We start from the raw sequence: 14,011 nt of genomic DNA, 5'->3' as shown, positions 1-14,011 counted from the left end.
CCCCTCGCGCCCCCGCCGCTCGCCGAGCCCCGCCCGCTCGGCGAGCGGCGGTGCTGGCCCCGGTCCTTCGCCGACCGGCTGACCACCCCCCTCCCCGGACTGAAGGCCTTCGCCCGGTTCGCCCGAGAGGGTTCCGTCCGGCCGGGGGCAGAGGGACTGGCCGACATCCCGCGATTGCCGTACGAGCCCGGCCCGTTGCCCCGGGTGGACGCGCGTACCGTCGCCGTCTCCTGGGCGGGGCACGCGAGTTGGGTGGTGCGGGTCGGCGGGCTCACCGTCCTCACCGACCCCGTCTGGTCCCGCCGGATCCTCGGCACCCCGGCCCGGATCACCCCGGTCGGACTCGCCTGGGACGCACTGCCGCGCGTGGACGCGGTCGTCATCAGCCACAACCACTACGACCACCTCGACGCGCCCACCCTGGCGAGACTCCCGCGCGACACCCCGGTCTTCGTGCCCGCCGGACTCGGCCGCTGGTTCCGGCGGCGCCGGTTCGGCCGGGTCACCGAGCTGGACTGGTGGGAGGCGGCCGAACTCGACGGCGTCCGCTTCGACTTCGTACCGGCCCACCACTGGTCCAAGCGCACCCTCACCGACACCTGCCGCACGCTGTGGGGTGGCTGGGTCCTCACGGCACCCGACGGCAAGCGTCTCTACTTCGCCGGCGACACCGGTTACGGCCACTGGTTCTCCCTCATCGGCCGCCGCTACCCCGGCATCGACCTCGCCCTGCTGCCGATCGGCGCCTACGACCCCCGCTGGTGGCTCAGCGACGTCCACTGCGACCCGGAGGAAGCGGTCCGCGCCTTCCAGGACCTGGGCGCCCACCGCATGGCCCCCATGCACTGGGCCACGTTCGTCCTGTCGGCGGAACCGGTCCTGGAACCCCTGGCGCGGGTGCGGTCGGCGTGGACGGCGGCAGGCCTGCCCCGGGAGAACCTGTGGGACCTGCCTGTGGGCGGGTCCCGGGTACTGCCCTGACTCGGCCGTGGAGCACCCGCGCCCCTGAGAGAGGGGCGCGGGGAACGGCGCGACCGGCCACGACCCACCCGCGGCCCGCAACGCACACCGGGCCCCGAGGTCTCAGCGGACCACGCGCCGCCACACACCCGGCACCACACTGATCAGCAACGTCAACACGACCGCCGCCAGCACCCCTTCCCACGGCTCCTCGAACAACGACCCACCCAGAATGCCGATCAACTGGTACGTCACGGCCCACGCGAGGCACGCCGGCAGATTCCCCCGCGCGAACCGCCGCAGCGGCATCTTCGCCATCAGGCAGGCCAGCATCACCGGGATGCGCCCGGCCGGCATCAGCCGGGACAGCACCAGGACGGCCACCCCGTGGTCGTCGAGCTTCGCCTGTGCCTGCGTCAGCCGGTCCTCCGGCGCCCGGCGGCGGATCGCCTCCAGCCAGCGCGAGCCGTTCTTGGAGCCCATCCCGCGCCGCCCCAGCCAGTACAGCGCGATGTCCCCGAGGAACGCGGCGACCGACGCCACCACGAACACCAGCAGCAGCGCGAGCGGCGCCGCCTGGTGGAACGCCACCACGGCCGCCGAACTGACCAGCGCCCCGGTCGGCACGACCGGCACCAGCGCTCCTACCAGCACCAGCAGGAACAGCGTCGGATAGCCGATCGCCTGCTGGGTGGACGCGTACGGCACGGGAGTGCTCACGGTGGCCAGGACGTTCACCGGGTCTTCTCCACGGCCTGATCCGGCCGGTGTCTCATCGCGCCACCCCCGGTCGTACGCTTTCCCCGTGTCCCAGCCGGTGCACCGTCACTTCGGGAGCGCGTGCGGCGGCAAGGCGTACGAACTCCTCGCCGGGGGCGTGGAATTCATGGGGGCGCACAGCGTCCATGCCGATCGGCCAGTACGTGCCGTAGTGCACCGGCACCGCGCTCCGGGGCGCGAGCAGCGCAAGCGCCGCCGCCGCGCGCCCCGCGTCCAGATGGCCCTCGCCGAGGTACGGCCCCCAGCCGCCGACCGGCAGCAGAGCCACGTCGACCGGCCCGACCTCCTTGGCCATCGACTCGAACAGCCCGGTGTCCCCGGCGAAGTACGTCCGCGCCTCACCCTCGACGACGAAGCCGAGCGCCGGCGAACGGTGCGGCCCCACCGGCAGCCGCCGACCGTCGTGCCGGGCGGGAACGGCACGCACGACCAGGTCACCGACCCTGAGCTCGTCACCGGACGCCACCTCGGAGAGCTGAAGGTGCGCCAGCCTGCGCAGCCCCGGCACCTGGCGCGAGGCGCCCTCCGGCACCACCAGCCGCGTACCCGGGGCGAGCCGGGCCAGCGAGGGAACGTGCAGATGGTCGGCGTGCAGATGCGACACCAGCGCGACGTCCGCGACCGCGGCCGCCGCCGGGGGCGGCGCACCCCGGCGCCTTCGCAGATGTGCGAGCCGGCGCGCGAACAGGGGGTCGGTCAGCACCCTCGTACCCGAGTCCTCCACGGTGCAGGTCGCATGACCCCACCAGGTGATCTCCACCGGCACTCCGTTCGCCTCCTTCGCGCTACTCCCCCGAGCCTACGGGCTGGAGTAGGGTCTGCGGCCTGGGCCTGTCCGGCGGATCATTCCGTGGGCGGGCGTACCGGGCCCCACGTCCGCGGCTTGATCCGCCCGGAGGGGCCCCGGGATCCGGAGGTGAGGGGGACACCATGGGAGACAAGGGAGACATGAGCGGCGCCTCCGGCGTGGCGTACCAGGACGCGGCTCGCAGGCGCGGTGGGCCGGCCGGGTGCGGGGCTGTGGTGCGGGTCGCCGCCATAGCGAGCCTGACACCGCTGGAGGAACTGGAGGCGGACCCCTTCCTGGTCGACTCCCGCAGTCAGCACGCCATGTGCGCCCGCTGGGCCGCCGAGCGCGGCTATGTGGTGACGCGCGAGCTGCTCGTACGCGGTCTGCGCCCCGACCACTGCGCCCTGTGGGCCGACGTCGACGCCGGCCTCGTCGACCTCTTCGTCGCCGCCAGCCGACGCGTCCTCGAACGCGCCCTCGCCTCCGTCGACGACTTCACCGCCGAGTGCGCCAGGCGCGGCATCCGTGTCGAGACCGTCGGCTGCGCCGAACCCGCCTACGACGCCCAGATGAAGGCCCGGGTCCACCGCCGTCTGTCCATGCCGACGGCGGGCTACGACGGCCGCTGAGCCGGGGCGAAGGGGCCTCTTCGAGCGCCGGGCGCGTGCGAGCCCCTCAAGGGGCGCGGGGAACTGTGCGATCGACCGCCCACGCGACCCCCACGCACCCGCGGTCCGCAACGCACAGGAAGGCCCCGAGCCGTTCCCCGACCGTGCCCCCGTTCCTGCCCCCCTGCCACCCCGAAATGCCACCCCGGCGCCCCCACCCCGTGTGACAGGCTGAGGCCAGCGACAGGACGTGAGGTGGCCGGAACGTGGGCGGTGGTCGTTGGCGGAGGGTACTGAGCGGCGTCTGGCGGATGCTCGCCGTATGGGCGGTCTCCACACTGACGATGCTCGTGCTCGCGGGCGCGCTGCCCGACTTCCGGCTGCAGTCCGAGACCGGCGAGAGCGCCACGCAGATCGGCGTCACCGCGGCCCTCGGCGCCGGCGCGTTCGGCCTGCTCTCCGCACTCGTGTGGCCCCTGCTCGTACGGGCGCTGCTGCTGGTACCGGCGCTCGTCCTCGGCCTGCTCGTCTTCTTCCTCAACGGCTCGCTGCTCCTGCTCGCCCTGCGGCTCAACCCCTCCGGCCAGGGCGCGGCCGCGCCCGAGACCGCCGTGGTGGTCGCCGCGGTGATGTCCGCCGTCGCCTCCGCCACGGGTGGTGCCCTCGCCGTACGGGACGACGACGCCTACCGGCGCCGCCTGTACCGGCTGGCCGACCGCCGCCGCAGGAACGCCGACGGCGGCCCGGGGCCCGCCGGACCCGGCACCGTCTTCCTCCAGCTCGACGGCGTCGGCCACGACGTGCTGGAGGCGGCGACGGAGAAGGGCCTCATGCCGACCGTCGCCACCTGGCTCGGCCGGCCGGCGGACGGGGCCGTGCACCCCCGGCCCACCCACCGGCTCACCCCCTGGCGCACCGACTGGTCCAGCCAGACCGGCGCCAGCCAGCTCGGCATCCTGCACGGCACCAACCACGACGTGCCGGCCTTCCGCTGGTACGAGAAGGACACCCGCGAGGTGATGGTCTGCAACCGGCCCTCGGGCGCCGCCGAACTCCAGCGCCGGGCCATCGACCGCACCGGTGACGGAGGCCTGCTCACCGTCGACGGCGCCAGTCGCGGCAACCTCTTCAGCGGCGGCGCCGAGCAGCTCGCGCTCGTCCTGTCGATCGCGGCCCGCCGGGGCCGGCGGAACCGTTCCCGCGCCGGGTACTTCGCCTACTTCTCCGACCCGGCCAACGCCGTCCGCACCGCCATGTCCTTCGTCGCCGACGTCGTGCGGGAGATCGGCGAGTCCACCCGCGCCCGGTTCGCCCGGCAGCGGCCCCGCGTCAAGCGCGGCGGCCTCTACCCGTTCATCCGCGCCTTCGCGACCGTCATCGAGCGCGACGTCGTCGTCTCCGCCGTGATCGGGGACATGTTCGCGGGACGCGCGGCGATCTACGCGGACCTGGTGGCGTACGACGAGGTCGCCCACCACTCCGGCCCGCACAGCCGGGACGCCGCGAAGGTCCTCGAACGCCTCGACCGTTCCCTCGCGTTGATCGCCCAGGTCGCCGAACACGCCCCGCGCGCCTACCGGATCGTCCTCCTCTCCGACCACGGCCAGAGCCCCGGCGAGACCTTCCTGGGCCGCTACGGCCTCACCCTCGGCGACCTGGTCCGCGCCGGCAGCGGCCTGCCCGTGCCGCGCCGGGCCCAGCGCACCCACAGCGGCGCCGAGGCACGCACGGCGGTACGGGCCGCGCTGCGCATCCCCGTCGAGGAGCGCGTCGAGAAGCACCGGCCGACGCGCCGCTCCGAGCCGGTCGTCCTCGCCTCCGGCAACCTCGGCCTCGTCTCCTTCCCGGACGTCCCCCACCGGATGAGCCGCGAGGAGATCGACAGCCGGCACCCGGCCCTGCTCTCCACCCTCGCCAACCACCCGGGCATCGGCTTCGTCCTCGTCCGCAGCGAGGAGCACGGCGGCCTCGTGCTCGGCGCGCACGGCGCGGAGATCCCGATCGGCGAGCTGAGCGACGAACACCCCGGCCCCCTCGCCGACTTCGGACCGGGCGCCGCCGACGCCGTACGCCGCACGGACGGCTTCCCGCACACCGCCGACATCATGGTCAACTCCTGGTACGACCCCGCCGACGGCGAGGTCCTCGCCTTCGAGGAACAGATCGGCTCCCACGGCGGCCTGGGCGGCTGCCAGTCCCGCCCCTTCCTCATGTCCCCCCTGGCCCTGTCCGACCCGGTGGAGGAGGGCGAGCCCCTGGTCGGCGCGGAACACATCCACCGGGTACTGAGACGATGGCTGCGCGAGTCGAACGGCCCCCAGGTACCGCTCCCGGCCCACACCGGCGCGCCCCGAAGGGGCGCGGGGAACGGCGAGACCGGCCACGACGAACCCGCACCCGCCGACGAACAGAACCCGGCAGACGCATAGGCACCCGGCCCACAGGAAAATGGGCTGCGCCTCACAGGACGGTCGACACACACTGTTCGCACCGGACGCCGCACATCCGCGCGTCCACACGAACACCTCCCGGAGCCCACACTTTGCAGGCAGCCGTCACCGTCCCGCCCTCCCGCATCCCCGAACTACTGCTCGGCCTCGCCACCGTCCGCCCCGTCTTCGTCTGGGGCGCCCCCGGCATCGGCAAGTCCTCCCTGGTCAGGGCCTTCGCCGAGTCGCTGGGCCTGGAGTGCGTGAGTCTCCTCGGCACCCAGCTCGCGCCGGAGGACCTGATGGGCGTACCGCAGATCCGCGACGGGCGCTCGGTGTTCTGCCCGCCGGAGGCGATCGCCCGCGACGAGCCGTACTGCCTGTTCCTGGACGAGCTGAACGCGGCCACCCCGGATGTGCAGAAGGCCTTCTACTCGCTGATCCTGGACCGCAGAATCGGCAACTACGAGCTGCCGAAGGGGTCGATCGTCATCGGCGCCGGCAACCGCGCCACCGACAACGCGCTCGCCCGCCCCATCGCCTCCGCCCTGGTCAACCGCCTCACCCACGTCCACCTCCAGGCGTCGGCGACGGACTGGCTCGCGTGGGCGGCGGACAGCGGCATCCACCCCTGGGTCCTGGACCACCTCACCGACCGCCCGGACCACCTGTGGTCCAAACCGCCGAAGACCGAGGAGCCGTTCTCCACGCCGCGCTCCTGGCACATGCTCTCCGACGCGCTGCACTCCTTCGGACGCGACCTCGACGAGGAGACCCTCAAGGTCCTCGCGCACGGCACGCTCACCCCCGCGCACGCGGTCGCCTTCTGCGGCTACGTCAAGATCGTGCGCAGCCGGTTCGGTATCGAGGCGATCCTCAAGGGCGAGGCCGGCTGGCCCAACCGCCTGGAGGACCGCGACCTGCTCTACTACCTCGCCGACTCCTTCCGCGGCCGGCTGATCAAGGAGCTGCCCGCGAGCAAGCAGCACATGTCCGCGAACGGGCGGCAGACCGCGTACCGGGCCAAGTCCCTGCTGGTGCAGCTCGCCGAGATCTCCGTCGAGGTCGCCCAGACCGTCATCGCCTCCGGCAGCGACGGCAATCCCGTCCTGCCCGCCTGGTTCCTCGTGGAGGCGGCCCGGGACATGCCCCGGCTGGTGGAGGCGCGCCGGTGAGCGCGTCCGGCGGCAAGGGCAAGGGCAGGCGGAAGACGCAACGGGACCTCGCCGGCGAGGCGTTCGAGGCGGGGCTGGCGACGGTACGCGGCAACTCCGCGCTGCGCGCGGTCGGTTTCGACACATGCCGCAAGGAGAAGTGCGCTCTCGCGCCCCGCGACGGCCTGGTCCGCGTCGATTCCGAGGGCGTGCTGCACGCGCACCCCGACCGGATCGCCGCACCCGACGCCTGGGCCTGGGCCATCGCCCACGCCGCCCTCCACCTGGGCTTCGGACACGTCCCGGCGGCCCAGGGCGTGCGCGAACAGCCCGACCGGTTCGACCTCGCCGCCCGCTGCGTGGCCGTCAACCGCTTCCTGCTCACGTTCCCCGTCGGCCTGACACCGGAGAACCTGCCCGGCCGCTATCCCGACGGCGACGAGGAGCGACTCGCCGCCCACTGGCGCCGCGACGGTCTCCCGGCGGCGTACGAGCGCTGCGGCACGGCCGGTGGCGAGCCCGACCAGCTTCTCCTGACCTGGCCCAAGTGGCGGCCGCAGCCCCCGGACCGGCAGCTCGCCTTCGCCCATGCCCTGACCAACACCATGTCCGCCGCGATGGACATGGCCGGTGGACGCCGCGAGTCCCTGCACGACGAGCCGACCCGCAGGCGGCCCTGGGAGAAGGCGCTGAGCTGGTTCATCTCCTCCTACCCGCTGCTCGGCGGCATCGCGGCCGGCATCCGGATCGTCGCCGACGTCGAACTCGCCCACGCCCACGGCATCGCCGTCGCGGCCGTCGACGCGGACGCCGGAGAGATCTACATCAACCCGCTCCGGCAGTTCGAGGACGAGGAATGGCGGTTCATCCTCGCCCACGAGATGCTGCACGCCGCCCTGCGCCACGGCGACCGCTGCGGCACCCGCGACCCGTACCTGTTCAACATCGCCGCCGACTACGTCATCAACGACTGGCTGCGCGAGATGCAGGTCGGCACCATGCCCGACGGACTCCTGTACGACCCCGAGCTGGCAGGTCTGTCGGCGGAGGAGGTCTACGACCGGATCGTCGGCGATCTGCGCCGGATGCGCCGGCTGTCCACCCTGCGCGGCAAGGGCGCCGGCGACATCCTCGGCGGCCCGCTCGGCTCGCCCGGTGACCATGTGGACCTCGACGAGTTCTACCGCCGGGGCCTCGCCCGGGGGTTCGACCTGCACGAGCGGCAGGATCGCGGCCTCCTGCCCGCGGGGCTGGTGGAGGAGATCCGCGCCCTCAGTCATCCGCCGCTGCCGTGGGACGCCCGACTCGCCCGCTGGTTCGACGAGTTCGTGCCCAGCCCGCAGGCCGTACGGACCTACGCGCGCCCCTCGCGCCGCCAGTCGGCCACCCCCGACATCCCGCGCGCCGGACGGTACTTCCCGCCCGAGGAGACGGCCCGCTGCACCTTCGGTGTCGTCCTCGACACCTCCGGCTCCATGGACCGCACGCTGCTCGGCAAGGCGCTGGGCGCGATCGCCTCGTACGCCGCCGCCCGTGACGTACCGGCCGCCCGGGTCGTGTTCTGCGACGCGGCCCCGCACGACGCGGGCTTCCTCCCGGTCACCGAGATCGCCGGGCGCGTCCGCGTCCACGGGCGCGGCGGCACGGAGTTGCAGCCGGGCATCGACCTGCTGCACCGGGCCGACGACTTCCCGCCGGGCGCTCCCGTCCTCGTCATCACGGACGGCTGGTGCGACGTGCTGCGCGTGCGGCGTGAGCACGCCTATCTGATTCCACAGGGCGCTCGTCTGCCGTTCACCGCGCGAGGGCCGGTGTTCAGGGTGAGATGAGGCCCGGACCGCCCGGAGTGTGATCGGATGGGGGCAGGCAACCCGGAACCGGGAAACGGCAACCGGGAACCACATGCGAAAGGAATGACCGTGGCTACCACGCGCTCCGCACACACCGTCTGGGAAGGCAACCTGCTCGAGGGCAACGGTGTCGTCACCTTCGACTCCTCCGGTGCCATCGCCGAGCAGCCCGTGACGTGGGCCTCCCGCGCCCAGGACGCGAACGGCAAGACGAGCCCCGAAGAGCTGATCGCGGCCGCCCACTCCAGCTGCTTCTCCATGGCCTTCTCCCACGCCCTCGCCGGTGCCGGGACCCCGCCCACCAAGCTCCTCACCTCCGCCGACGTGACCTTCCAGCCGGGCGAGGGCATCACGGGCATCCACATCACCGTGGAGGGCACCGTGCCCGGCCTCGACGAGGAGGCCTTCGTGGCCGCCGCCGAGGACGCCAAGGTGAACTGCCCCGTCAGCCAGGCCCTCAAGGCCGTACCGATCACCCTCTCGGCCAAGCTGGCCTGACCGAGTGCTTCGCACGCCCCATTGACAAGAACCCACTCAAGTTTTGTGCTGGTGGTGGGGACACTTGGCGGAACCTTGCTGGAAGGGGACGGCGATGGGGCGTGCGGTCGGGGTCGATCTCGGTACGACGAATTCGGTGGTGGCCGTACTGGAGGGCGGCGAGGCGACCGTCGTCGCCAACGCGGAGGGGCAGCGGACCACACCGTCGGTGGTGGCGTTCGCCAAGAACGGCGAGGTCCTGGTCGGCGAGGTCGCCAAGCGGCAGGCCGTGACGAACGTGGAGCGCACCGCACGCTCCGTCAAACGCCATATGGGCGACACGAGTTGGCGGTTCCCCGAGCAGGGCTCCGTGGACGGCACCCGCTACCGGGCCCAGGAACTGTCCGCGCGCGTCCTGCAGAAGCTGAAGCGGGACGCCGAGTCGTATCTCGGGGAGGACGTCACCGACGCCGTCATCACCGTGCCCGCGTACTTCGACGACGCCCAGCGGCAGGCGACCAAGGAGGCGGGGGAGATCGCGGGCCTGAAGGTCCTGCGGATCATCAACGAGCCCACGGCCGCGGCCCTCGCCTACGGCCTGGACCGGGGCGAGGAGCAGACCGTCCTCGTCTTCGACCTCGGCGGCGGCACCTTCGACGTCTCCCTCCTGGAGATCGGCGACGGGGTCATCGAGGTGAAGGCCACCAACGGTGACACGCGCCTCGGCGGCGACGACTGGGACCAGCGGGTCGTCGAGTACCTCGTCAAACGCTTCCAGGGGCAGTACGGCGTCAACCTCGGCAACGACAAGATGGCGCTGCAACGGCTGCGCGAGGGCGCCGAGAAGGCCAAGATCGAGCTGTCCAGCTCCTCCGAGACGTCCGTCAACCTGCCGTACATCACCGCCTCCGCCGAGGGTCCGCTCCACCTGGAGGAGAAACTGACGCGCGCTCAGTTCCAGGAGCTGACCGCCGACCTGCTCGACCGCTGCAGGACGCCCTTCCACCAGGCCGTCAAGGACGCGGGGGTGAAGCTCGCCGCGATCGACCGTGTCGTCCTCGTCGGCGGTTCGACGCGGATGCCCGCCGTGAGCGACCTGGTCAGGGAACTCACCGGCAAGGACCCCCACAAGGGCGTGAACCCCGACGAGGTGGTGGCGGTGGGCGCCGCGCTCCAGGCGGGCGTCATCCGGGGCGACGTGAAGGACGTGCTGCTGCTCGACGTCACCCCGCTGTCCCTGGGCATCGAGACCAAGGGCGGCATCATGACGAAGCTCATCGAACGCAACACGACGATCCCCACCCGCCGTTCGGAGATCTTCACGACGGCGGCCGACAACCAGCCCTCGGTCGGCATCCAGGTCTACCAGGGCGAGCGTGAGATCGCCGCGTACAACAAGAAGCTGGGCGTCTTCGACCTCACGGGCCTGCCTCCGTCTCCGCGCGGGGTGCCGCAGATCGAGGTGGCCTTCGACATCGACGCGAACGGCATCATGCACGTGTCGGCGAAGGACCTGGCGACCGGTCGCGAACAGAAGATGACGGTGACGGGCGGCTCCGCCCTCCCCAGGGACGACGTCGACCGCATGATGCGGGAGGCCGAGCAGTACGCCGACGACGACCGCCGGCGCCGTGAGGCCGCCGAGACCCGCAACCACGCCGAGCAACTCGTCTACCAGACGGAGAAGTTCCTCCGCGACAACACCGAGCGGGTCCCCGCGGAGAGCCGCCCCGAGGTCGAGTCCGCGATCGCCGACCTGAAGCGCCTCCTGCAGACCCCCGAGGACACCGCCGCCGTGCGCGCCGCCACCGAACACCTGGCCACCGTCAGCCAGCGCATGGGCCAGGCCATGTACGCGGCGGCCGCGGCCGCCGCCGGCCCGGCCGACGAACCGCCGCCCGGCCCCACCGAGGAGGACGGCGTCGTCGACGCGGAGATCGTGGACGACGAGAAGGGTCCGAAGGGGGGAGCGGCGCAGGCCGGGGGCGAACGGTGAGCGGTGTGCCGGCGGGCGCTCAGTACTGCTCGCGGTAGCGCCTCAGGAGTGTTCTCGTCTCCTCGGCGGACGCCGCGTGCGCGGCCATGTGGTCGAGGACCTCGAGGTGGAGGGCGACCTCGGTGCGGGAGTCGAGGTAGAGGGCGCCGGTGAGGTACTCGGTGTAGACCATGTCGGGGAGTTCCGGTTCGGCGAAGCGGAAGAGGGAGAAGGGGGCGTAGGTGCCCGGGTGGGGCCCGCTGGCGAACTCGCAGACCTGAAGGATGACGTGGTCCTTCTCGGTGATCTCCAGCAGCCGGTCTAGCTGGTCGCGCATCACCTCGGAGCGGATGCTCACCGGACGGGCGAGAGCCGTCTCGTCCATGATCACCCACAGATGCGGCGGCTGCTCCTGGGTGAGGAGCTTCTGTCTCGCCATCCGCAGCGACACATGGCGTTCGATCGTCTCGGGACCGGTCCGGCCGACGGTCCCGGCCTCCATCACGGCCCGCGCGTACTCCTCGGTCTGCAGCATCCCCGGCACGAAGTGCGGCTCGTACTGCCGGATCAGATGCGCGGCGCCCTCAAGGCTGACGTACACGCTGAACCAGTCGGGCAGCACGTCGTGGTACCGCTGCCACCACCCCGGCTTGTTCGCCTCCTCGGCCAGCGTCACGAAGGCGGCGGCGTCGTGCTCGGCGACGCCGTACGTCGTCAGCAGGACCTGGACGTACGGGATCTTGAGCGCGACGTCGGCTGTCTCCATGCGCCGTACGGTCGCCGGGGCGACATGGAGGACGCGTGCCGCCTCCTCGCGCTTGAGCCCGGCGGCTTCCCGCAGTTCCTGGAGCCGTCTTCCGAGCACCACCTGACCCACGGTGGGCGCGGGCCGCCGCTCACTCACGCCACGCCTCCCCACGCGCCGGGATGTGCGAACAGTCTGTCATGTTCCGGTGGGCATCTCACAGGGGTCACCGGAACGGGACGCCCCGGATTCCGGATGCACCGAAGGACCGACGCGCCGTCTTTGGCGGTCGCCCGCAACGACGACGCCACAGGATACGGGGTGCCATGACCCCGGAGGTAATCGACGGCCTCACGCCTCGCGCGGCAAGGTGAGGTCACCGGCTTCCGGGCCGGTGCACTCGGGTCCGGGGTCCGGCCCCGGCGACCCGCGCCCGCTCGCCGGACGCTCCGCCCGCTGTTGCCCGTCCGGCCGCCGCCCCGGCCCCGCCGCTTCTACCGATCCCCACCTCGACGGAGAGTGATTCGCCATGTCCGTGACCATGCCCACGACCCGGCTCGCCGTACTCGCCAGGACCACCGACCCCCGGACCATGCTGCGCCGCTTCCTGGCGGTGGACGCCGTGGTGACCGGGGTGAACGGGCTCGCCTACCTCGCCGCGGCCGGGCCTCTCGGCCGGTTCCTCGGCGTCGGCTCCGGACTGCTCGTCGCACTCGGCGTCTTCCTCGCGGTGTACGCGGCGGGTGTCGCCCTGCTGGCCGCGCGCGAGCGTCCGCCGGCGCTCCCCGTGCGGGTCGTGATCGACGCCAACCTCGGCTGGGCGGTCCTCAGCCTCGTCGCCCTGGTGCTGTGGCTGACGCCGAGCACGGCGGGCGCGGTGTGGACCCTGCTGCAGGCGCTGACCGTGGCCGGGTTCGCTGCGGTCCAGTACGTCGCCCTGCGCGCGGTCGGCCGCTGAGCGGGCGTCAGGACAGCAGTGAGTGCAGGTACTTGACCGTCGCCGGGTCGGCCGGGAGGAACGTCTCGATGGCCAGCTCGGCCACGGTCACGTCCATGGGGGTGTTGAACGTGGAGACCGAGGAGATGAAGGACAGCACCCGGCCCTCGTGATCGATCCGCATCGGCAACGCGAAGTAGGCAGTCGCCCGCGCACCGGGTTCCTCGGCCGGTTCCTCGTCGGGCGTGCCCGGCGGCAGCGGGTACGCCGCCACCTCCTCGTACAGCGCGCGCAGCGGCTCGGAGCGGCGCAGCGCGAGCTGGCGGCCCATCTGCTCCAGCAGGTGCCCGCGCCAGGCGCGCAGGTTCCGGATGCGTGGCGCCATCCCCTCGGGGTGGAGAGTCAGCCGCATCGCGTTGATGGGCGGCGCGAGCAGTGACTCGGAGACCCCGTCGAGCAGCATGACGATGCCCCGGTTGGCGGCCAGGACCTCGTACGTCGCGTTCATCACCAGCGCCGGATACGGCTCGTAGCCCTGGATCAGCCGTTCCATGCCCTCGCGCAGCGCGGCCATCGACGGGTCGTCCAGCGGTGTCTCCGGATAGCGTGGGGCGTAACCGGCCGCGAGGAGCAGCGCGTTGCGCTCCCGCACCGGTACGTCCAGGTGCTCGGCGAGCCGCAGCACCATCTCCTCACTCGGACGGGAGCGGCCCGTCTCGACGAAGCTGATGTGCCGCGCCGACGAACCGGCCCGCAGCGCCAACTCCAGCTGACTGACCCGCCGTTGCTCCCGCCAGGCCCGCAGCAGCGGGCCCACGCCCAGGTCGGAAGGGGCGGCGGGACGGCCCGGGGAACCGGTCGGGACAATGGTCATACGAAGAACGTAACCGAGGCGATCGAGGAGTGGCTCGTGTACAACCCGTGGAACCCGTCCTGGGAGGCGACGGCCGTCTACCGGGCACGGGTACGAGGGTGCCTGCTGGGCGGCGCGGTCGGGGACGCGCTCGGCTATCCGGTCGAGTTCTCCTCACTGCCGCAGATCCGGTCCACGTACGGCGAGCGGGGCGTGACCGGGCTCGTGCCGGACGGCGGCGGCGTCGTGGGGCGGGTCAGCGACGACACCCAGATGACGCTCTTCACCGTCGAGGGACTCCACCAGGCCCACGAGCACGAACGGCTCAAGGGCGTCGACGGCGTCTGGTCCGAGCTGGTCCGGGGCGCCTACGGCCGCTGGCTCGACACCCAGCGGCAGCCCGGCCCCGACCCGCGCGCCGTCTCCGGGCTCGCCGCCCAGCCCTGGCTCTAC

13 protein-coding genes are annotated in these 14,011 nt (G+C 72.4%); 9 read left to right on the top strand and 4 right to left on the bottom strand.

What is annotated here, in order from left to right; all coding sequences use genetic code 11:
• Nucleotides 1–981, top strand: a 981-nt coding sequence (locus tag AWZ10_RS43425; protein ID WP_060893914.1) for an MBL fold metallo-hydrolase, incomplete at its 5' end; no start/stop codon positions are given.
• Between the two features lie 102 nt (nucleotides 982–1,083).
• On the opposite strand, the gene AWZ10_RS43420 is transcribed toward AWZ10_RS43425, so the two are convergent.
• Together AWZ10_RS43420 and AWZ10_RS43415 are read right to left on the bottom strand one after the other, a co-directional pair.
• Entirely contained in the window at nucleotides 1,084–1,698 is a 615-nt protein-coding gene (locus tag AWZ10_RS43420) for a DedA family protein (protein WP_046708846.1), read from the bottom strand.
• A gap of 34 nt (nucleotides 1,699–1,732) precedes the next feature.
• The gene (locus AWZ10_RS43415) at nucleotides 1,733–2,506 is read right to left on the bottom strand and encodes an MBL fold metallo-hydrolase (RefSeq protein WP_046708845.1); all 774 of its coding nucleotides are present in this window, start codon (nucleotides 2,504–2,506) and stop codon (nucleotides 1,733–1,735) included.
• Between the two features lie 164 nt (nucleotides 2,507–2,670).
• On the opposite strand from AWZ10_RS43415, the gene AWZ10_RS43410 reads away from it, so the two are divergent.
• The 6 genes from AWZ10_RS43410 to dnaK all read left to right on the top strand — a co-directional run bounded on the left by AWZ10_RS43410 (nucleotide 2,671) and on the right by dnaK (nucleotide 11,044).
• Nucleotides 2,671–3,159, top strand: coding sequence for a hypothetical protein (locus AWZ10_RS43410; protein WP_060893913.1), 489 nt, complete (start codon nucleotides 2,671–2,673; stop codon nucleotides 3,157–3,159).
• Nucleotides 3,160–3,449: 290 nt separating this feature from the next.
• Complete coding sequence (locus AWZ10_RS43405; protein ID WP_060893912.1) at nucleotides 3,450–5,567, top strand: phage holin family protein; 2,118 nt, start codon at nucleotides 3,450–3,452, stop codon at nucleotides 5,565–5,567.
• 113 nt (nucleotides 5,568–5,680) lie between these two features.
• A complete protein-coding gene (locus AWZ10_RS43400; protein WP_037704357.1) occupies nucleotides 5,681–6,742 on the top strand; it encodes an ATP-binding protein in 1,062 nt (353 codons plus the stop codon).
• Nucleotides 6,739–8,550 carry a vWA domain-containing protein gene (locus AWZ10_RS43395; RefSeq protein ID WP_046703034.1) on the top strand — a complete coding sequence of 604 codons (1,812 nt, stop codon included), beginning with the start codon at nucleotides 6,739–6,741 and terminating at the stop codon, nucleotides 8,548–8,550. The genes AWZ10_RS43400 and AWZ10_RS43395 overlap by 4 nt, the downstream gene beginning before the upstream one ends.
• Nucleotides 8,551–8,640: 90 nt before the next feature.
• A complete protein-coding gene (locus tag AWZ10_RS43390) occupies nucleotides 8,641–9,069 on the top strand; it encodes an OsmC family protein (protein ID WP_037704355.1) in 429 nt (142 codons plus the stop codon).
• A gap of 94 nt (nucleotides 9,070–9,163) precedes the next feature.
• Nucleotides 9,164–11,044, top strand: a complete 1,881-nt coding sequence (dnaK, locus tag AWZ10_RS43385; RefSeq protein WP_060893911.1) for a molecular chaperone DnaK — start codon at nucleotides 9,164–9,166, stop codon at nucleotides 11,042–11,044.
• A gap of 19 nt (nucleotides 11,045–11,063) precedes the next feature.
• Here the strand turns inward: dnaK and AWZ10_RS43380 are convergent, their stop codons facing one another.
• Nucleotides 11,064–11,927 carry a helix-turn-helix domain-containing protein gene (locus tag AWZ10_RS43380; protein ID WP_060893910.1) on the bottom strand — a complete coding sequence of 288 codons (864 nt, stop codon included), beginning with the start codon at nucleotides 11,925–11,927 and terminating at the stop codon, nucleotides 11,064–11,066.
• Nucleotides 11,928–12,309: 382 nt separating this feature from the next.
• Between AWZ10_RS43380 and AWZ10_RS43375 the strand changes: the two genes are divergently transcribed.
• On the top strand, nucleotides 12,310–12,726 hold the full coding sequence (locus tag AWZ10_RS43375) for a hypothetical protein (RefSeq protein WP_060893915.1): 417 nt from the start codon (nucleotides 12,310–12,312) through the stop codon (nucleotides 12,724–12,726).
• Nucleotides 12,727–12,733: 7 nt separating this feature from the next.
• On the opposite strand, the gene AWZ10_RS43370 is transcribed toward AWZ10_RS43375, so the two are convergent.
• Nucleotides 12,734–13,579, bottom strand: coding sequence for a helix-turn-helix domain-containing protein (locus tag AWZ10_RS43370; protein WP_060893909.1), 846 nt, complete (start codon nucleotides 13,577–13,579; stop codon nucleotides 12,734–12,736).
• Between the two features lie 36 nt (nucleotides 13,580–13,615).
• On the opposite strand from AWZ10_RS43370, the gene AWZ10_RS43365 reads away from it, so the two are divergent.
• Nucleotides 13,616–14,011 (top strand): ADP-ribosylglycohydrolase family protein (locus tag AWZ10_RS43365; RefSeq protein WP_167366049.1); only part of this gene is annotated, 396 nt, incomplete at its 3' end.

It is taken from the genome of Streptomyces europaeiscabiei, from assembly GCF_001550375.1.
In the GTDB taxonomy this organism is placed as follows: Bacteria; Actinomycetota; Actinomycetes; order Streptomycetales; family Streptomycetaceae; genus Streptomyces; species Streptomyces europaeiscabiei.
This window is presented reverse-complemented; position numbering and strand designations above follow the sequence as displayed.

Coding starts and splice junctions, on each gene's coding strand:
- AWZ10_RS43375 (WP_060893915.1), top strand. CDS start 12,310: ATGCCCACGACCCGGCTCGCCGTACTCGCCAGGACCACCGACCCCCGG.
- AWZ10_RS43405 (WP_060893912.1), top strand. CDS start 3,450: ATGCTCGCCGTATGGGCGGTCTCCACACTGACGATGCTCGTGCTCGCG.
- dnaK (WP_060893911.1), top strand. CDS start 9,164: ATGGGGCGTGCGGTCGGGGTCGATCTCGGTACGACGAATTCGGTGGTG.
- AWZ10_RS43370 (WP_060893909.1), bottom strand. CDS start 13,579: ATGACCATTGTCCCGACCGGTTCCCCGGGCCGTCCCGCCGCCCCTTCC.
- AWZ10_RS43410 (WP_060893913.1), top strand. CDS start 2,671: ATGGGAGACAAGGGAGACATGAGCGGCGCCTCCGGCGTGGCGTACCAG.